This is a genomic window from Methylobacterium sp. FF17 (assembly GCF_025813715.1).
GTDB lineage: Bacteria > Pseudomonadota > Alphaproteobacteria > Rhizobiales > Beijerinckiaceae > Methylobacterium > Methylobacterium flocculans.
Map to the genome: position 1 here is coordinate 717823 of NZ_CP107532.1, position 17982 is coordinate 735804.

General features: G+C 69.6%; 16 protein-coding genes. 7 read left to right on the plus strand and 9 right to left on the minus strand.

Features of this window, described 5'->3' with window-relative positions; all coding sequences use genetic code 11:
- Positions 1–11 precede the first annotated feature (11 nt).
- From msrP to OF380_RS03220, 4 genes are all read right to left on the minus strand, one after another.
- Positions 12–968, minus strand: coding sequence for a protein-methionine-sulfoxide reductase catalytic subunit MsrP (gene msrP, locus OF380_RS03205; protein ID WP_264049344.1), 957 nt, complete (start codon positions 966–968; stop codon positions 12–14).
- A 131-nt stretch (positions 969–1099) separates the two neighbouring features.
- Positions 1100–2794, minus strand: a complete 1695-nt coding sequence (locus OF380_RS03210) for an AMP-binding protein (RefSeq protein ID WP_264049345.1) — start codon at positions 2792–2794, stop codon at positions 1100–1102.
- A gap of 85 nt (positions 2795–2879) precedes the next feature.
- Positions 2880–3575 (minus strand): hypothetical protein, encoded by a 696-nt coding sequence (locus OF380_RS03215; RefSeq protein ID WP_264049346.1) that lies wholly within the window; start codon positions 3573–3575, stop codon positions 2880–2882.
- Positions 3576–3581: 6 nt separating this feature from the next.
- Positions 3582–5078: a leucyl aminopeptidase gene (locus tag OF380_RS03220; protein ID WP_264049347.1), complete on the minus strand. Its 1497-nt coding sequence runs from the start codon at positions 5076–5078 to the stop codon at positions 3582–3584.
- A gap of 285 nt (positions 5079–5363) precedes the next feature.
- Between OF380_RS03220 and lptF the strand changes: the two genes are divergently transcribed.
- Genes lptF through rsmA form a run of 5 tightly spaced genes read left to right on the plus strand, consistent with a single transcriptional unit; the run spans position 5364 to position 12206 of the window.
- Positions 5364–6524 (plus strand): LPS export ABC transporter permease LptF, encoded by a 1161-nt coding sequence (gene lptF, locus OF380_RS03225; protein WP_264049348.1) that lies wholly within the window; start codon positions 5364–5366, stop codon positions 6522–6524.
- Positions 6525–6537: 13 nt separating this feature from the next.
- Positions 6538–7626: an LPS export ABC transporter permease LptG gene (lptG, locus tag OF380_RS03230; RefSeq protein ID WP_264049349.1), complete on the plus strand. Its 1089-nt coding sequence runs from the start codon at positions 6538–6540 to the stop codon at positions 7624–7626.
- 56 nt (positions 7627–7682) lie between these two features.
- Positions 7683–10280 carry an LPS-assembly protein LptD gene (locus OF380_RS03235; RefSeq protein ID WP_404810532.1) on the plus strand — a complete coding sequence of 866 codons (2598 nt, stop codon included), beginning with the start codon at positions 7683–7685 and terminating at the stop codon, positions 10278–10280.
- Positions 10281–10314: 34 nt separating this feature from the next.
- Positions 10315–11349 (plus strand): 4-hydroxythreonine-4-phosphate dehydrogenase PdxA, encoded by a 1035-nt coding sequence (gene pdxA, locus OF380_RS03240; protein ID WP_264049351.1) that lies wholly within the window; start codon positions 10315–10317, stop codon positions 11347–11349.
- Entirely contained in the window at positions 11346–12206 is an 861-nt protein-coding gene (gene rsmA / locus OF380_RS03245) for a 16S rRNA (adenine(1518)-N(6)/adenine(1519)-N(6))-dimethyltransferase RsmA (RefSeq protein WP_264049352.1), read from the plus strand. Before pdxA ends, rsmA begins: the two co-directional genes overlap by 4 nt.
- Before the next feature lie 141 nt (positions 12207–12347).
- Here the strand turns inward: rsmA and OF380_RS03250 are convergent, their stop codons facing one another.
- From OF380_RS03250 to OF380_RS03260, 3 genes are all read right to left on the minus strand, one after another.
- Positions 12348–13355, minus strand: a complete 1008-nt coding sequence (locus OF380_RS03250) for a TIM44-like domain-containing protein (protein WP_264049353.1) — start codon at positions 13353–13355, stop codon at positions 12348–12350.
- A gap of 87 nt (positions 13356–13442) precedes the next feature.
- Positions 13443–14606, minus strand: coding sequence for an ATP-binding protein (locus OF380_RS03255; protein ID WP_264049354.1), 1164 nt, complete (start codon positions 14604–14606; stop codon positions 13443–13445).
- Positions 14607–14694: 88 nt separating this feature from the next.
- Positions 14695–15327, minus strand: coding sequence for a S24 family peptidase (locus tag OF380_RS03260; protein WP_264049355.1), 633 nt, complete (start codon positions 15325–15327; stop codon positions 14695–14697).
- A gap of 205 nt (positions 15328–15532) precedes the next feature.
- Between OF380_RS03260 and OF380_RS03265 the strand changes: the two genes are divergently transcribed.
- Complete coding sequence (locus OF380_RS03265) at positions 15533–15892, plus strand: DUF952 domain-containing protein (RefSeq protein WP_264049356.1); 360 nt, start codon at positions 15533–15535, stop codon at positions 15890–15892.
- A gap of 30 nt (positions 15893–15922) precedes the next feature.
- Positions 15923–17011 carry a quinone-dependent dihydroorotate dehydrogenase gene (locus tag OF380_RS03270; protein WP_264049357.1) on the plus strand — a complete coding sequence of 363 codons (1089 nt, stop codon included), beginning with the start codon at positions 15923–15925 and terminating at the stop codon, positions 17009–17011.
- A gap of 45 nt (positions 17012–17056) precedes the next feature.
- Here OF380_RS03270 and OF380_RS03275 read toward each other — a convergent pair whose 3' ends face one another.
- Both OF380_RS03275 and OF380_RS03280 read right to left on the minus strand, forming a co-directional pair.
- Complete coding sequence (locus tag OF380_RS03275) at positions 17057–17485, minus strand: hypothetical protein (protein ID WP_264049358.1); 429 nt, start codon at positions 17483–17485, stop codon at positions 17057–17059.
- 50 nt (positions 17486–17535) lie between these two features.
- Entirely contained in the window at positions 17536–17829 is a 294-nt protein-coding gene (locus tag OF380_RS03280; RefSeq protein WP_264049359.1) for a hypothetical protein, read from the minus strand.
- Positions 17830–17982 lie beyond the last annotated feature (153 nt).

Sequence of the window (17982 nt, forward strand, 5' to 3'; positions counted from 1 at the left end):
AGCGGCCGCGTTCAGACGAACAGCCGCTCCTTCTCAAGGCCCTTGTAGAGGCCGGCGACCTGCTCGCCGTAGCCGTTGTAGATCAGCGTCGGCACGCGCTGGTCGGTGCCGAGCACCCGCTCGCTCGCTTGGCTCCAACGGGGATGGGGGACCGCTGGGTTCACGTTCGCCCAGAAGCCGTACTCGGCCGCCTGCAGGCCCTCCCAGAAGGTCTTGGGCCGCTCGGCGACGAACGAGATTTTGGTGATCGATTTCACCGACTTGAAGCCGTATTTCCACGGCACGACGAGACGGATCGGTGCGCCGAACTGGTTCGCCAACGGCTTGCCGTAGACGCCGGTGGCGATGAAGGCGAGGTCGTTGCCGGCCTCCTCCAGGGTCAGCCCCTCGGTGTAGGGCCACGGGTAGAGGAACGACTTCTGCCCCGGCGCCATCGAGCGGTCGAGGAAGGTCTGCATCTGGATGTACTTCGCGCCCGAGGTCGGCTTGGCCAAAGCCACCAGCTTCGCGAGCGGGAAGCCGGTCCAGGGCACCGACATCGACCATGCCTCGACGCAGCGGTGGCGGTACAGGCGCTCCTCCAGCGGCATCTTGCGGATGAGGTCGTCGATCCCGAGGCTCATCGGCTTCTCGACGAGGCCGTCGATGGCCACCGTCCACGGACGGGTCTTCAGGGCGTTCGCCGCCGGCAGCACCGATTTCGAAGTGCCGTATTCATAGAAGTTGTTGTAGTCCGCGCTGTACTTCTCCGGCGTCAGGGCACGGTCGAGGGTGTAGGCCTCGTTGCGCCGGGCCGGGTAGAGATCGGCGGTGGGGTCGGCCGCCGCCTGCGCCGGTCCGCCACCGAGTAGCGAGGCCGCCGCGAGGCCCGCCGTTCCCCCGAGCAGCGCCCGCCGGTCGAGGAAGACGCGCTCCGGCGTCGCGAGATGTTCGGGCATCTCCCAGTCCCGCTTGCGCCTGATCAGCATGGTCGTCCCTCCTGCGGCACGCCCCAGGCGCGCCCCTGTTCATTCAGACATCGGTTCCCGGCGGCGCCAGCGCAAGGCGGGGGCGCTCACCATTCGGCGAGGGACGCCGAGCAGAGCCGAGGCGCGGCTTGTCAGGGCCCCGGCGGATCGTCGCGGAGCGCCCGCCGCAGCACCTTGCCGACATTGGTCTTCGGCAGGGCGTCGTGAAACACGACGCGGCGCGGGACCTTGTAGCCGGTGAGTTGCGAGCGCGCGTAGGTCCGCAGGTCGTCGGGGGTGGTCACGCCGTCCTTGCGGACCACGTGGGCGACGACCATCTCGCCCGTCTCCTCGCTGACCGCCCCCACCACGGCGCATTCGAGCACCCCGGGATGGCCGGCGAGGACGTCCTCGATCTCGTTGGGATAGACGTTGAAGCCCGAGACCAGGATCATGTCCTTCATCCGGTCGACGATGCGCACCTGTCCGTTCGCCTGGAGCACTGCCACGTCTCCGGTGCGGAAGTAGCCGTCCGGCGTGGTCGCGTGGGCGGTCTCGTCCGGACGCTTCCAGTACCCGGCCATCACCTGGGGGCCGCGCACGCAGAGTTCGCCCGGCTGCCCCTCCTCCATCGTGCGGCCGTCGAGACCGCGGATCACGACATCCGTCGAGGGCAGCGGGAACCCGATCGTTCCCGTCCAGGCCGGAATCCCGGGCGGGTTCGCGCAGACCACCGGCGAGGTCTCAGAGAGGCCGTAGCCTTCGAGGATGGGGCACCCGGTGATCGCCTTCCATTTCTCGGCGACACTCGCCTGCACAGCCATGCCGCCCGCGATGACGAAATCGAGCCTGGAGAAATCGACCTGCGTGATGCCCGGATGGTTGACCAGCAGGTTGAAGAGCGTGTTCACGCCGGAGAAATGGGTGAACCGGGTGCCCTTGAGCGTCTTGATGAATCCTGCGGCATCGCGCGGATTCGCGATCAATAGGCAGCAGCCCCCGACCTTCATGAAGAAGAAGAAGCAGCAGGTCAGCGCGAAGATGTGGTAGAGGGGCAGCGCGGTGACCATCACCCGCGCCTGCCCGTCCTCCGCCGAGAGGCCGAACCAGACTTGGCTCTGCGTGACATTGGCCATGATGTTGCGGTGGGTCAGCATCGCCGCCTTGGCGATGCCGGTGGTGCCGCCGGTATATTGCAGGAAGGCGAGATCGTCCGGCCCGACCGGGACGCGGACCTTGGGGCGATTGCTGCCGGCGCGGACCACCGCGTCGAAGCGCAGCGCCAGCCCCTTCGGGAAGCGGTAGGGCGGCACCGCCCTCTTGAGGTGGCGCGAGGCCAGGGTGATCAGCCGCCCCTTCAGGCCGAGTCCGTCGCCCGGCCCGACGAGCACCACCCGCTCCAGGGCGAGGTCGGGCAGGGCCGCCGTGACCGTATGGGCGAAGTTCTCCAGGACGAAGAGGATGCGCGCACCGGAATCGTTGAGTTGGGCGGTCAACTCGCGGGGCGTGTAGAGCGGGTTGACGTTGACGACGGTGCAACCCGCGAGCAGCACGCCGAAGATCGCGGCCGGGTAGGCGACGACGTTCGGCAGCATGATGGCGACCCGGTCGCCCTTGGCCAGGCCCTGCGCGGCGAGCCAGGCCGCCACCGCCTCGGCGGTCGCACCGAGGGCCGCGTAGGAGACTTCGGCGCCGAAGCTCCTGAGGGCCGGACGCGCGGCCGTGCGCGCCATGCAGTCCTCGAACAGGTCGACCAGCGTTCCGAGACCCGGGACATCGATCTCCGCCGGAATGCCCGGCGGATACGCGGACAGCCAGGGGCGCGCGGCGCTCCGGGTTTCGGCCATGTCGATCCTCCCTGTGATGCGACCCGCAGGCTTTCCGCCGTTTTGGTTCACATCTAAACCATCCTCCGCCATCTCGGCGGCGGGATCAAGCGGTGGCGCGGACGGACTTGGAACGCCGGTGCCATGGCACCACCCCGTTGCAGCAGAGGTGGGGCAGGAAGGCGATGCAAGCCAGTGCTGCGGCTGACAGGGCCTCGGCGAGCGTCATCGGCCGCCGGGGCCAGATCCCGAAGCCGGCCTCATGGGCGAGGCCGAGAACCGCCAGGGCGAACCAGAGCGCCAAGTACCGCATCATTGCCGCGCCGAGCCACCGGAACCAGCGGCGAGCCCCGCCCGCGCGATTGCCGATCATCAGCGCGCCGAGGCCGAGGGCGGTGGCGAAGACCAGGGCGGCGAGCGCCGAACCGAGGGCGTAGCCCGCCGCCATGGGCTGCTGCGTCAGGAACGCCGTGCCGCCGCTGGCGAAGGCGAGGCGCAGGGTCATGCCCCCGAAGGTCGGATACAGGCAGATCCCCAGGAACAGCGCCGCGGCCAGCACGCCGCCGACGAAGCGACGCGGCATGCCGGCCGGGCCGGGCCGGACCGTCCGCATGGCGAGGTGCGCGAGACCGTAGACGATCGCCAGCGCGAAGAGCGGGTAGCGATCGAGGAAGAATCCGTAGAACCGGGCCTCCAGCACGGGCGGCAACGGGGTTCGCAGGTCGAACCCCGTCGCGAAAGCGGCGCCGATCGCCAGGAGTACCGCCACGAGCGGAACCAGGGCCGGCAGCGCGGCGCGCACGCGGGATCAGCCTTCGTAGTTGTCGCGTACCAGACGGTCGAGGAGGCGCACGCCCCAACCCGCGCCCCAGCTGCGGTTGATCTCGCTCGCCGAGGAGGACATCGCCACGCCGGCGATGTCGAGATGCGCCCAGGGCACGTCGTTGACGTAGCGCTTCAGGAACGAGGCCGCCGTGGCGGCTCCGCCGTGACGGCCGCCGGAATTCTTCATGTCGGCGAACTTCGAGTCGATCGCCTTGTCGTAGGCGGGGATCAGCGGCATCCGCCAGACGGCCTCGCCCGTCGCCTCGCCGGCGGCGGTGATCTTGGCCGAGAGGGCATCGTCGTTCGAGAACAACCCGGCGATGTCCTGGCCGAGCGCCACGATGATCGCCCCCGTGAGGGTGGCGAGATCGATCATGAATTTCGGCTTGTAGGCGCTCTGGATGTGCCAGATCACGTCGGCGAGGACGAGGCGTCCTTCCGCGTCGGTGTTGATGATCTCGATGGTCTGGCCGGACATCGAGGTGACGATGTCGCTGGGGCGCATGGCGTCGCCATCGGGCATGTTCTCGACGATGCCGATGGCACCGACGACGTTGACCTTCGCCTTGCGGCTGGCGAGCGCATGCATCGTGCCGACGACGCAGGCGGCTCCGCCCATGTCGCCCTTCATGTCCTCCATGCCGCCGGCGGACTTGATGGAGACGCCGCCGGAATCGAAGCACACGCCCTTGCCGATGAAGGCGATGGGCGCCTCGGACGGGTCGGCGCCGCCGTTCCAGCGCATCACCACGACGCGGGCTTCCTTGGTGGAGCCCTGCGCCACGGCCAGGAGGGCGCGCATGCCGAGCGCCTCGAGCTTGCCGGGACCGAGCACCTCGACCTCGACGCCGAGCTGGGTCAGCGCCTCGGCGCGCCGGGCGAACTCCTCCGGGTGCAGGACGTTCGGCGGCTCGTTGACGAGTTCGCGGGCGAGGATAACGCCGTCGGCGACGGCGTCCGACGCCTTCGCGGCCGTCTCGGCGGCGGCGGCATCCGCCACCATCAGGGTCAGCGAGGTGCCCTTCGCATCCTCGCCCTCGGGCTTCTTCTTGGTCTTGTAGCGGTCGAAGCTGTAGTGGCGCAGGCGGGCGCCGAGCGCGAAGTCGGCGGCGTTCTCCGGTGTCACGTCGAGGCCGGCCAGCGTCAGGGCGGCGTGGGCCTCGCGGCCCGACACCTTGCTGGCGGTGAACCCGCCGAGCGCCGGCCAGTCGATCTTGGCGCGGTCCTTCTCCGAGCCGACACCGATGACGAGGAGGCGGTCGGCGTCGAGGCCGGCGGGGGCCGGCAGGGCCAGCGCGGACAGGGACTTGCCCTTGAAGCGCTCGCTGGCGGCGGCCCGCGCCACGAGGTCGGCGACCCCGCCGCCGATGGCCCGGGCCACGGTCGGCGCCAGCGCGAGGTCGTCGCCCACGAACAGGACGACGTCGCCCCGGCCCACCGGGCCGAGGGGCCCGAACGCGATGGTGATTCCGTCCGCCATGACGCTGCTTTCCGAGAATGAAGGCTCGAACGGGGATCGCGTTCGATCAGGTGCGTGCAAGAGGTGCGGAGCGGCACGGGGTGAGACGCGGCGCTCCGAGGGCTTCTGTGTACTCGTTGAGGCAGAGAACGCAACGCGATCACGGTGCCGCGAAACCGCCTGATTTGGCGCGCCCCGATCGTAGTCGACGGCCGGGGGGCGGGACAGATAGAAACCTCGGCGGAGTCGAGACTCCGCCGGGGCGATGCGGGGGGCAATCCGCGGGACGCCGATCCACGAGAACCCATGACGCAGATCGAGCGCTACATCTTCAGAATCGCGCTCGGTGCGTTCCTGGCCTGCCTGATCGGCCTGACCGGCACGATCTGGGTGACGCAGGCCCTGCGCGAACTCGACCTGATCACGGCCAAGGGCCAGACCCTGGTCATCTTCTTCCTGATCACCGGGCTGTCGCTCCCGACCCTGATCACCGTGATCGCCCCCGTGGCGCTGTTCATCGCAGTGGTCCACGCCCTGAACAAGCTGAACGGGGATTCCGAACTCATCGTGATGTCCGCCGCCGGCATGCGGCCGAGGCGGATCCTGCGCCCGTTCCTCAGCCTCGGCCTCGCGGTGAGCCTCGCCGTGGCCTTCCTCACCATCCAGGTGATGCCCTCCTCCTTCCAGGAGTTGCGCGACGTGCTCACCCGGGTGCGGGGCGACTTCATCGCCAACGTCGTCAAGGAGGGCCAGTTCACCAGCCTCGACAGCGGCATCACCTTCCACTTCCGCGAGCGCGGCCCCGGCGGCGCGCTGCTCGGCCTGTTCATCCAGGACAAGCGCGAGCCGGGCAAATCGGTGGTCTACCTCGCCGAGCGGGGCCAGGCGATGGACTATGGCGGCCAGAGCTACCTCGCCCTGGAGAAGGGCAGCGTGCACCGGCAGCAGAAGGATTCCCGCGACGCCTCGATCATCACCTTCGAGCGCTACACCGTGGATCTCGCCGCCTTCACCCCGCCGGATGCCGAACTGGTCTACAAGCCCCGCGAGCGCGCCACGACGCAGCTCCTGTTCCCGGATACGAGCGATACCTATTACCGGCAGCAGAAGGGCCGCTTCCGGGCGGAGCTGCACGACCGCCTGTCCTCCTGGCTCTATCCCCTCGCGCTGACCTTCATCGCCTTCGCGGCGCTCGGTGACCCGCGCACCACCCGGCAGGGCCGCGGCCTCGCGGTGGCCGGCGCCGTGATCGCCGTGGTGATCGTGCGGATCGGGGGCTTCGCGGCCTCCAGCGCCGCCGCGCGCAGCCCTGGCGCGGTGGTCGCGATCTATGCCGTGCCGCTCCTCGCGATCCTGGTCTCGGCGCTCATCATCTTCCACGGCCCGGTCCTGCGAGCCTGGTCCGCACAGGCCACGGCCGCGCTCACCGGGCGTCTCGGCCGGCGCCCGCGCCTCGGTACGTCGTGAGCCGGGGGCGCGCATGCTGATCGGCGCGACGCTGGGCCGCTACTTCGCCATGCGCTTCGTGCGCACGGTCCTGGGCGTGTTCCTCACCGTCTTCACCCTCGTCTACACCCTCGATTTCGTCGAGTTGCTGCGCCGCGCGGGCGACGCGGAGGGTGCGTCCACAGGTTTGATGGCGCAGCTCTCGCTGTATCGCACACCCGCCGTGGCCGAGGGCGTACTACCCTTCGCGATCCTGTTCGGCTCGATGGCGGCCCTGCTTCAGCTCTCGCGCAAGCTCGAACTCGTGGTGGCGCGGGCGGCGGGCATCTCGGCCTGGCAATTCCTGCAGCCCGGCGCCTTCGTTGCGTTGGCGATCGGGGCGCTCGCAGTCGGCGTCTACAATCCTGTCTCGGCCCTGATGAAGCAGCGCTCCACCGAGATCGAGGCGAAGATCTTCTCCCGCTCCACCAAGGCCAATTCCGGCAAGGACCTGTGGATCCGCCAGCGCAGCCTCGACGGGCAGGCCATCATCCGGGCGGATACGGCGATCGAGGGCACCACCTCGCTGGCGGGCGTCTCGGTCTTCACCTTCGACGACGCGGGCACCTTCGTCGCGCAGATCGAGGCCGGCCGGGCGACCCTGCACGACGGCTACTGGGAGCTGACCCAGGCCCGCGTGATGGCCCAGGGCCAGCCGGCCGAGAGTTTCGACACCTACCTGATCGCCTCGACACTGGTGCCCTCTCAGGTCCGCCAGCGCTTCACGCCGCCGGAATCCGTGCCTTTCTGGCAACTCCCGGCGACCATCGCGCGCTTCGAGCGGGCCGGTCTCGATGCCACCCGCTACCGGCTGCAATACGACGTCCTGCTGGCGCGACCTCTCCTGTTCCTCGCCATGGTGCTGGTGGCGGCCAGCGTTTCCTTAAGGTTCTTCCGCTTTGGTGGCGTGGGCAAGCTGGTGCTGGGCGGCGTCGCGGCGGGGTTCGTGCTGTATGTCGCCCGACAGGTGCTGGAAGGCCTCGGTGCCTCGGGAATCGTGACGCCGGCTGTGGCGGCGTGGTTCCCGGCCGTGGTAGGGAGTCTCCTCGGTACGCTCACGCTTCTCTATCAGGAGGACGGCTGATGTCGGACTCGCGGAAGCGTACGGGGCGGGGGCCTGGGCAGGAGTTGGGACGGGCGTTGCGTAGGGTCACCGACATCGCGCTGACCACGGGGTTCGTGGTGCTGCTCACGGCCGCCACGGCCGGGTCGGGTGGTCGCGCGCTCGCCCAGCCGGGTCCGAAGGCCGGCGCCGCGCCGAAGGCCGCTGCGGCTCCGAAGCCCGCCGACCGCCTCCTCGTGGAGGCCGCGGAGCTGATCTACGACAACGACCGCAACACGGTGACGGCGCGCGGCAACGCGGAGCTGCATTACGGCCCGCGCGTGCTTCAGGCCGACCGGGTCACCTACGACCGCGGCGCCAGCCGCGTCTTCGCCCAGGGCAACGTGCGCCTGACCCAGGCCGACGGCGCCGTGCTGACCGGCGACAAGATGGAGCTGACCGACGACTTCAAGAGCGGCTTCATCGACGCCCTGCGCGTGCAGCAGACCGTGGAGCTGAACGGCCAGCCCGTCCGCACCCGCTTCTCGGCGCCCCGCGCCGAGCGGATCGAGGGTGACACCACGAGCTTCGAATACGGCACCTACACCGCCTGCGAGCCGTGCAAGAACAACCCGGAGACGCCGCCGCTCTGGCAGATCCGCGCCACCAAGATCATCCACAACAACGAGACCCACACGGTCGCGTTCGAGGAATCGGCCCTCGAGATCGCCGGCATCCCGGTGGCCTACCTGCCGTATTTCGAGACCGCCGACCCGACGGTGAAGCGCAAGACCGGCTTCCTGACGCCGCGTTTCCTCAACTCGACGGCGCTCGGCTCCGGAGTGGCGACGCCGTTCTTCCTGAACCTCGCGCCGAACTACGACCTCACGCTCTCCCCCGCCTTCCTGAGCAACCAGGGCATCCTCGGCCAGGCCGAGTTCCGCCATCGCCTGGAGACGGGCTCGTACAACCTGCGCCTGTCGGGCATCTTCCAGACCACGCCGAGCGCGTTCCTGCCCGGCCCCCTCGGCGCGGGCGACCGCGACTTCCGCGGGGCGGTCGAATCCAAGGGCCAGTTCTACATCAACGACCGCTGGCGCACCGGCTGGGACGTCGTCGGTGTGACCGACAAGTGGTTCCTCGACAATTACCGCATCCGCAACCAGAGCATCACCTCGGATTACTTCCGTGAGGCGGTCTCGACGGCCTACCTGATCGGCCAGGGCGACCGCTCGTGGTTCGAGGCGCGCGGCTACTACTTCAAGGGCCTGTCGAGCTTCGACTGGCAGAAGGAGCAGCCCTTCGTCGCTCCGGTGATCGATTACGACAAGCGCATCAATGGCCCGGCTCCGCTGGGCGGCGAGGTCCGCTTCGAGGCCAACATCACCAGCCTCACCCGTGAGGCCACGGATTTCCAAGCGGTGCAGAGCCCCACGGGCTACCTGCTCCGGCCGACCGTGAACGGGCGCACCTACAACCTCTACGACACCTGCACGGTCTTCGAGCGCGGCAAATGCATCGTGCGCGGGCTCGCGGGCACCAACACGCGCGCCTCGGCGCAGGTCTCCTGGCGCCGCTCCTTCATCGACGATGCGGGCCAGGTCTTCACGCCCTTCGTCTACCTGCGCACCGACGCGTTCTTCGTGGACCCGCGCAATTCCGGCTACCAGAACGCCCTGGTGCAGAACATCGCGCGGCAGGATGCCGACTTCTCCGGCCGCGTGCTGCCGGCGGTGGGGATCGACTACCGCTATCCGTTCGTCAGCAATTTCGGGCCCCTCGGCGTCCACACCATCGAGCCGATCGCCCAGGTCATCGCGCGTCCGAGCGAGACCCATATCGGCCGGCTGCCCAACGAGGACGCCCAGAGCCTGATCTTCGACGACACCTCGCTGTTCGAGTGGGACAAGTTCTCCGGCTACGACCGCGTCGAGGGCGGCGTGCGCACGAATCTCGGGGCCCAATACTCGGTGGTGACGCCCGCCGGATGGTACGCGAACGCCATGTTCGGCGAGTCGATCCAGATCGCGGGCGTGAACTCGTTCCGGCGGGGCGACATCGCCAATGTCGGCCTCGATTCGGGCCTGGAGAACCGCCGCTCCGACTTCGTCGGCCGGGTCCAGGTCTCGCCGAACCAGAACATCACCTTCATCACGCGCGGTCGCTTCGACCAGGCGGATCTCGGCGTGAACCGGCTCGAGACCGGCGTCATCGCCCGGCTCTCCCCCTTCGCGCCGATCGACCTGTCGGCCTTCTATTCCTACTATAAAGCCCAGCCCGCCCTCGGCTTCGCCAACCGCCGCGAGGGTCTCACCGCCTCGGCGACCTACCACGTGACGCCGAACTGGTTCCTCACGGGCTCAGCCCTGATCGACATGTCGCACTACCTCGACGTGCGGGACAATTACAAAACCGCTTACGCCGCCTACTTGGCGAATCCGGTCGGCGACGCACCGGTCTATTCGAATCCGGGCCGGTTCTACCTTTCGGGCATGAGCATCGGTGGCGGCTACCAGGACGAATGCACGACGGTCTCAGTGAACTACATCGTCTCGCCCACCGCTGCGGCCCTCGGGACCAGCGAGCGCAACCGGACCGTGCTGCTGCGCCTCGAACTCAAGACGCTGGGCGAGGCCGATTTCCGCCAGAACCTCGGGACCGCGGTCACCGCCGACGGCATCTCGACGGTCCGTTGAGGCGGTTCCGCGATCCCGGCCGGGGAGGCCCGCGATGAGTAGCCCGCACGCGCCGATCGCCCTCACCCTCGGGGATCCCGCCGGGATCGGGCCGGAACTCGCCCTGCTGGCCTGGCGCCTGCGCGATGCCGGGCCGGGCCTGCCGCCCTTCTTCCTGATCGGCGACCCCGGCTTCATCGAGCGTCGCGCCAGCGAGATGAACCTGCAGGTGCCGGTCGCCGATGTGGGGCCCGACCTCGCCGAAGAGGTCTTCCCGCGGGCGCTGCCGGTGATGTCGCTGCCGAGCGGCATGCGGGTCGACGCGGTCGCCGGGCGTCCGGACACCGCACATGCGGGTGCGATCCTCGAATCGATCACCGCCGGGGTAGACCTGGTCCGGGCAGGAACCGCGTCGGCTCTTGTGACCAACCCCATCGCCAAGTACGTGCTGACCGAGGTCGGCTTCGCGCATCCGGGACACACGGAGTTCCTGGCGCACCTCGCCGCCGATCCCGGCGCGGCCCCGCCCCTGCCGGTGATGATGCTGTGGAGCGAGTCCCTTGCGGTGGTGCCGGTGACCATCCACGTCGCCCTGCGCCGCGTGCCCGAACTCCTGACGCAGGACCTCGTGGTCCGTACGGCCCGCATCGTCGCCCATGACCTGCGCCACCGCTTCGGCCTGGCCCATCCGCGCCTCGTCCTGTCCGGCCTCAACCCCCATGCGGGCGAGAACGGTACCATGGGCCACGAGGACCGCGACGTGCTGGAACCGGCCGTGATGCAGTTGCAGAACGAGGGCATCGACATTCGGGGTCCGCTGCCCGCCGACACCCTGTTCCACGAACGCGCACGGGCCGGCTACGACGTCGCCCTGACCCCCACGCACGATCAGGCCCTGATTCCGATCAAGACCATCGCCTTCGACGAGGGCGTCAACGTCACCCTCGGCCTGCCCTTCATCCGGACCTCGCCGGATCACGGCACCGCCTTCGACATCGCCGGAAAGGGCATCGCCCGCCCCGACAGCCTGATGGCGGCGCTCCGCCTGGCCGCCCGCCTCGCCACCCGCGCTGCGAAGGCCGGCGCGTGAGCGGGGACGGCGACCTCAGCACCGACGGCCTGCCGCCTCTGCGCGAGGTCGTGCGCCGGCACGGCCTGGAGCCCCGGAAGGCGCTTGGCCAGAACTTCCTGTTCGACCTCAACCTGACGGGGCGGATCGCCCGCTCGGCCGGGCCCCTGGACGGCGTCACCGTGGTGGAGATCGGCCCGGGCCCCGGCGGCCTCACCCGGGCGCTCCTGGCCGAGGGCGCGGCGCGGGTCGTGGCCATCGAGCGCGACCCCCGCGCCCTGCCGGCGCTCGCCGAAATCGCAGCGCATTACCCGGGGCGCCTCGAAGTGGTCGATGCCGACGCCTTGAGCTTCAATCCCGTGCCGCTGATCGGCACGGGGCCGGTGCGCATCGTCGCCAACCTGCCCTACAACATCGGCACGCCTCTCCTCGTCCGGTGGCTCGCGGGCACGGCCTGGCCGCCCTGGTGGGATTCGCTGACGCTGATGTTCCAGCGGGAGGTCGCCGAGCGCATCGTCGCCGACGAGTCCGACCGGGCGAATTACGGCCGCCTCGGTGTCCTCTGCGGCTGGCGCACCGAGGCGCACATCCTGTTCGACGTGGCACCGTCGGCCTTCGTGCCGCCGCCGAAGGTGACCTCCTCCATCGTCCGTCTGACGCCGCGCGCCGAGCCCCTGCCCTGCTCGGTCCAGGCCCTGGAGGCGATCACCCGAGCGGCCTTCGGCCAGCGCCGCAAGATGCTGCGCCAAAGCCTCAAGGCGGCGGTACCGGATCCGGGGCGGCTGCTCGCCGCCGCCGGCATCCCCGAGACCGCACGGGCTGAGGAAGTCCCGGTTTCTGCCTTCGTGGCCATGGCGCAGGCCCTGAAGGCGTCCTGATCGGACTCAGGTTTTCCCAGAGAGAACCACGTCCCCCGGGAAGAACATTCCGATCCCGGCAGAAGCGTTTCGTTCAAAGGAAAGGCCGCGCGGATCGCTCCGCGCGGCCTTGTCGGGTTGTTATCGCTTCAGCGGAGGGTCTCAGCGCCCCTGCTGGATCGCCGAGAGGACCCAGCGGCCGCCACGCTCGCGCATGAAGGTCCAGAGCTCGAGCGCCTCCGGCTCACCGGTCTCGACCACGCGGTCCGTGCGGCGGTCCAGGGTCACGTCCTTGATGGCGTAGCGCATCGCCACCGTGGCGTACTCGGCATTGCCCTCGCCCCACGACTCGGACAGGTCACCCTGCAGGAGCTTGACGTCCGAGATCCGGTTCACGACGCCGCGCGCCTCGTTGGCCCGCAGTTCCTCGATGAAGTAGCCGGCCATCTCGGGCGTAGCGAGGTTGCGCAGGGCCGCGACGTCCTGGCGGCCATAGGCGGCCTGCACGTCGTTCAGGGCGATCTCGAAGCTCTCGAAGTCGCCCGGTCCGATCTGGACAGGACGCGCCTGCGGGGGCTGGACCGGGCCGCGCGGCTGGGCATTGGCGTTGCCGCCGAGGGGTGCACCGCCCAGGGGAGCGCCACCGAGGGGAGCGCCGCCCATCGGGCCCGGGTTCATGCCCGAGCCTTCGAGGTTCGAGCGAGCATGGCCGGCGGCGGCCGGCTGGCCCTGGCGACGGCGGAACCAGCGCACGGCGAAGGCCACGATCATGACGACGAGGCCGACCTGAAGCAGCAGGCCGAGGAAGGACATGATGCCGCCGAGGCCGCCGAAGAAGCCGCCGCCGAGCAGCGCGCCGAGAAGGCCGGCGCCGAGAAGGCCCGCCATGAAGCCGCCGCCGAAGCGACGACCCGGCTGCGCGGCCGTGTTCATGCCGGGATTGCCCATGGCCGGGCCGGGCTGGGTCTGCGAACGCTGGATCGGCGCGGACGTGCCGGGCGCCGTCGTGGTGGCGGCGGGCGGGGCGTAGGTGCGGGAACCGCGCGAGCCCATGCCACCGCTGCTGCCGCTACCGGGGCGCGCCTCGACGACGGGCGCAGCGAGGGCCAGCGTCGCGGCGAGCGCGAGGATGGACGCGGCGCGCTTGCGACGCGTGGTGGAGGTGAGCATGAAGACGCCTCTGGTGACGAACGTGGAAGTCTCGGCGCGCGTAGCCGTACGCGCCGCTCCTGATATGGTGACGTTCGCGCGGAGGTTTTAGTCCTTCCAGACAGCGCTTTTCGTGGCCTGACGGTCGATTGCGACCGGCGCCGCTGCCGGGAAGACGAGGCGCACGACGGCCCCCTCCCCGGGCTTCGAATCGATGGAGACGGTCCCGTTCTGGCGCTTCATCAGGCCATGGACGATGGCGAGCCCGGTGCCGCGTCCAGCCTCGCGGCTGGTGATGAACGGAGCGAGCGCCCGGGCGGCCATCTCCGGCGACATGCCCTGGCCCTCGTCGGTCACGATGATGCCGACCGCGCCGTCGCCCGGACGCTGCAGTCCCCGGTCCCCGGCGGGCACCGCGAAGGTCGCGATGGTGATGCGACCGGGGTGGAACATCGCCTCGCAGGCATTGGCGACGATGTGGGTGAGCGCCAGTTCAACCTGGGTCGGGTTGCTCAGGCCGGGGGCGAGGTCGGGCACAGTCCGAACGTCCAGGGTGATGCGGGTCGGCAGGGTCGGGCCGACCCGGGCCGCGAAGTCCTCGATCAGGCGGTTCAGATCGACCGGACGGACATCCGGTGCGATGCGGCGCGAGAAGGCGAGCAGCTGCCGGGTGAGGATCGTCGCCCGCTCCGCCGCATCGGTGGAGCGCAGGATCGCCCGCTGGATGAACGGCTCCTCGCGGTCGCCGAGGCGGCGCTTCAGGCCATCGATGTAGCCGATGAGGATCTGCAGGAAATTGTTGAATTCGTGGGCGACGCTGTTGGTGAGGAGCCCGAGGGCCTCGCGTTGGCGCGAGAGCAGCAGGGCTCCCTCCGCGTCCCGGCGCCGGGTGACGTCGACCACCTGTGCGAGGCGCAGATCCGTTCCGGGAACGGGGCAGAGGAGGACCTGCGCCCAGTAGGTCGCCCCCTGCCGGGTCTGCGCCAGAACCTCGGCCCCCTCCGGGCGCTCGCCGGCCAGGACCGATGCCAGGGCGAGGCAGGTCTCACGGTCTCCGTCCGGCCGAAGCATGCGACGGGCATCCGCGCCGGCGACCTCGGCGGACGACCATCCCGTCAGGGCGAGGAAGGAGGGGCTTGCCAGCACGATCCGGGCCCCATCACCCCCGGCCGCGACCAGGAGGGCGGGCACCGCAGACGCCGTCAGGAGCGCGGCGACGCGTGCATCCAGCTTGGTCTCGGAGGCGTGGTGATCGATCCGGGGCGATGCCATGGCTGTCCGCCGATACGAGGCGGGTCCGCCCCTCGGGCCGCAAGGCATAACCGTATCCGCGCATACGGCAAAGCAGCCCGCGCGTATTCTACTGGCGCACCCACATCACCCGGCCGACCCAGGCGATATCTCCGACATTGACGACACGGTCCGCATGCTCGGGATTCAGGGAGGCCAGCTCAATCGTGCGGGCGGTCTTGCGCTTGAGTTCCTTGGCGAGCACCTCGCCGGCGGCGAGCCGCACCACGACCCGGTCACCCTTGCGCACGCTGGCATTGGGCGAGACGATCAATACGTCCCCGTCCCGGTAGAGCGGGGCCATCGAATCACCCTGGACCTCCAGGGCGAAGGCCCGCTCGCCGCCGAGGTCGGGAAATTCGATCTCCTCCCAGCCGGGACCGCCGGTGGGCATACCTTCGTCGGTGAACAGGCGTCCCGCGCCGGCCTGCGTCATCCCGATGAGGGGGATCATGGTGCGCGGCGGACCGTCCCGCGCCTCGATCAGGCGCAGGAAATCGTCCAGGCTAGCCCCGGTGGCGGCCAGCACCTTGGACACCGATTCCGTCGAGGGCCAGCGCTTGCGCCCGTCCGGCCCGATCCGCTTGGAGCGGTTGAAGCTGGTCGCATCCAGGCCGGCCCGGCGCGCGAGACCAGATGCCGAGAAGCCGTGACGCTCGGCCAAGCGGTCGATCGCGGTCCAGATCTGATCGTGAGACAACATCTGAAGCTCAAAACGTCCCGCTGCTAAGACGAGCAGCCTAGAAATAGGAAAGTAGAACTAATTTCCCACGATAGCAATGCCCGTTCTGCCACGAAAATCCGCTGGACACTGCAGCGGCGGCCCTGGAACCTTACGCATATGATAGGCGAGGCATCAGTGGCCTCGGACGTTTGATCGCCTTGCCGAAACCCGTTAGGGAGCCCGCATGCCGATCATCTACAAGATTTGTCCGCGCGACCTCTGGCAGCAGGCCGAAGCGCTCGGTCGCTTCACCGGGGCGCCGATCGACCGTTCGGACGGGTATATCCATTTCTCGACCGCTGCCCAGGTCGCCGAGACGGCCGCGCGGCATTTCGCGGGCGTTCCGGACCTCGTCCTCGTCTCGGTGGAGGCCGAGGCCCTCGGAGCGGACCTGCGCTACGAGCCCTCGCGGGGTGGCGACCTCTTCCCGCACCTCTATGCCGACCTGCCCTTGGAGGCGGTCCGCGCGGTCGTGGACCTGCCCCTCGGTCCGGATGGCCGCCACGCCTTCCCCGAGGCGGTCGTGAACCGCGCCCCGGCGTGACCGACCTCCCCCGGTGACCGGAGTCCTCCCGTGATCAACGCGCTGTTCCCCCTGGCCCGGCCGCTGCTCCACAGCCTCGACGCGGAGACCGCGCACAACCTGACCCTGCGGGGTCTCGCGGCCCTGCCCCTGCGCCCGCCGCCGGTGGACGATCCGCGTCTCGCGGTGGAGGTGCTCGGCCGACGCTTCCCGAACCCCGTCGGGCTCGCGGCCGGGTTCGACAAGGGCGCGGAGGTGCCCGACGCGTTGCTCGGCCTCGGCTTCGGCTTCGTCGAGGTCGGCGGCGTGGTCCCGAAGGCGCAGCCCGGCAATCCCCGCCCCCGCGTGTTCCGCCTCACGCGGGACAACGCGGTCATCAACCGCTTCGGGCTGAACAGCGAGGGCCTCGCGGTGGTCTGCGCGCGGCTGTCCGCCCGGAAGGGCCGGCCCGGCCGGATCGGCGTCAATATCGGGGCGAACAAGGAGGCCACGGATCGGCTGGCCGATTACGTGACCTGCACCCGCGCGCTGGCACCGCTGGTCGACTTCATCACGGTCAACGTCTCCTCCCCCAACACGCCGGGCCTGCGCGACCTGCAGGGCGAAGCCTTTCTGGACGAATTGCTCGCCCGGGTGGTCGAAGCGCGTGACGCGGCCCAGCCCGACACCGCGATCCTGCTCAAGATCGCGCCGGACATCACCCTGGAGGCCCTCGACGCCATGACGGCGACGGCGCTGCGCCGGGGCGTCCAGGCGCTGGTCGTATCGAACACCACCATCGCCCGCCCGACGAGCCTGCGCGAGTCGGGCCTAGCCGCACAGACGGGCGGACTGTCAGGCCGGCCGCTCTTCGCGGCGGCGACGCGCCTCCTCGCGGAGACCCATCTGCGCGTCGGCGGTCGGATTCCCCTGGTTGGTGTCGGCGGAATCGATTCGGCGGAAGCCGCCTGGACGAAGATCCGCGCGGGCGCCAGCCTGGTGCAGCTCTATTCGAGCCTCATCTACGCGGGCCCCGGCCTGATTCCGGAGATCAAGCGCGGACTGCTCCTGCGGATGCAGGCCGAGGGCGCGACGAGTCTCGCGTCGATCGTCGGGCGCGATGCGGCCGCCCTCGCGACGATGCCGGACGAACGGCACTGAACCGCGGAACGGGCGCCGAAGGAGCGCCCCCGTCCTTGGGGCAGATCAGCCGGCTTTCCGAAACAACCGCTCGCGCTTCTGGCGCTCGCTCCAGTGGCTGTCCGGCTCCCGGTAGACGTAATCGGCGTAGAGTTGGAAGCCCGAAGCCGCCTCGTTGTTCATGAGATGGACGAAGACCGTGTCCTGGTATGCCGCCTTGAGCCGCGGCCGTGGCGGAAGCCGGTCGAAGAGCGACTGAACGATCACGTAGGTGCCCGTCATGACATGGATGTCGTAGGGAACGTGGTCGGGCGTGGCGTCTTCCTTCGCCTTCTGATCGCGGACGTTGGCGAGCACCGCGTCGATGAGAACATCGCGTTCCGGCGCACCGCGCCGGCCGGCCAGGACGCCGTTCATCAGATCGAGATCGGTCTCCTTCGGCATCAGCCATCGTTGCCCGAACAGCACGCGGTTCGCGATCGCAGCGAGGCACACGGGTCGTGGTCTCGCGATCGGATCCGGGGCTGCCGCCAGACGGCTTGGATCTAAGGCCGACCCGAAGGGGGCGTGGCCCCACGCCGGCCCGTACCCGCAAGCACGGCGGCCCCCGCGGCGAGGCCGAGCAGGACCCACTTCACGGGCAGGCGTGCCGCTTCATCGCTCGGCAGCGGCTCGACCACCATACGACCGGGAGTGATCTCGACGCCGGGCTTCCCGTAGGCCCGCGCGTCGGCGATCTGCTCGGGGGAAACGGCCCATTCGGCGCCGCTCTGACGGTCGTGCGCCATCACGGCGATCCCCACCGCGAGGGCCACGGCCGTGGCGGCGAAGATCCGCACGGGAGTTCTCATATTTGCATCGATCCCTGAAGAGTCATGCCGCCGGAACCGGCTCGGCCCCGATCGGGGCAGTGGTTTCGGACATATGGTGCATAGCCGAACACACGCTCCGCATTGGAACCGTTTCAACCCGCGCAGGTCTCGCCCCGCGCG

What these genes read in the sequence shown, in the direction of transcription:
- msrP (WP_264049344.1), bottom strand. Translation starts at nt 968, where the DNA reads ATGCTGATCAGGCGCAAGCGGGACTGGGAGATGCCCGAACATCTCGCG.
- OF380_RS03210 (WP_264049345.1), bottom strand. Translation starts at nt 2,794, where the DNA reads ATGGCCGAAACCCGGAGCGCCGCGCGCCCCTGGCTGTCCGCGTATCCG.
- OF380_RS03220 (WP_264049347.1), bottom strand. Translation starts at nt 5,078, where the DNA reads ATGGCGGACGGAATCACCATCGCGTTCGGGCCCCTCGGCCCGGTGGGC.
- lptF (WP_264049348.1), top strand. Translation starts at nt 5,364, where the DNA reads ATGACGCAGATCGAGCGCTACATCTTCAGAATCGCGCTCGGTGCGTTC.
- lptG (WP_264049349.1), top strand. Translation starts at nt 6,538, where the DNA reads ATGCTGATCGGCGCGACGCTGGGCCGCTACTTCGCCATGCGCTTCGTG.
- pdxA (WP_264049351.1), top strand. Translation starts at nt 10,315, where the DNA reads ATGAGTAGCCCGCACGCGCCGATCGCCCTCACCCTCGGGGATCCCGCC.
- OF380_RS03250 (WP_264049353.1), bottom strand. Translation starts at nt 13,355, where the DNA reads ATGCTCACCTCCACCACGCGTCGCAAGCGCGCCGCGTCCATCCTCGCG.
- OF380_RS03255 (WP_264049354.1), bottom strand. Translation starts at nt 14,606, where the DNA reads ATGGCATCGCCCCGGATCGATCACCACGCCTCCGAGACCAAGCTGGAT.
- OF380_RS03260 (WP_264049355.1), bottom strand. Translation starts at nt 15,327, where the DNA reads ATGTTGTCTCACGATCAGATCTGGACCGCGATCGACCGCTTGGCCGAG.
- OF380_RS03265 (WP_264049356.1), top strand. Translation starts at nt 15,533, where the DNA reads ATGCCGATCATCTACAAGATTTGTCCGCGCGACCTCTGGCAGCAGGCC.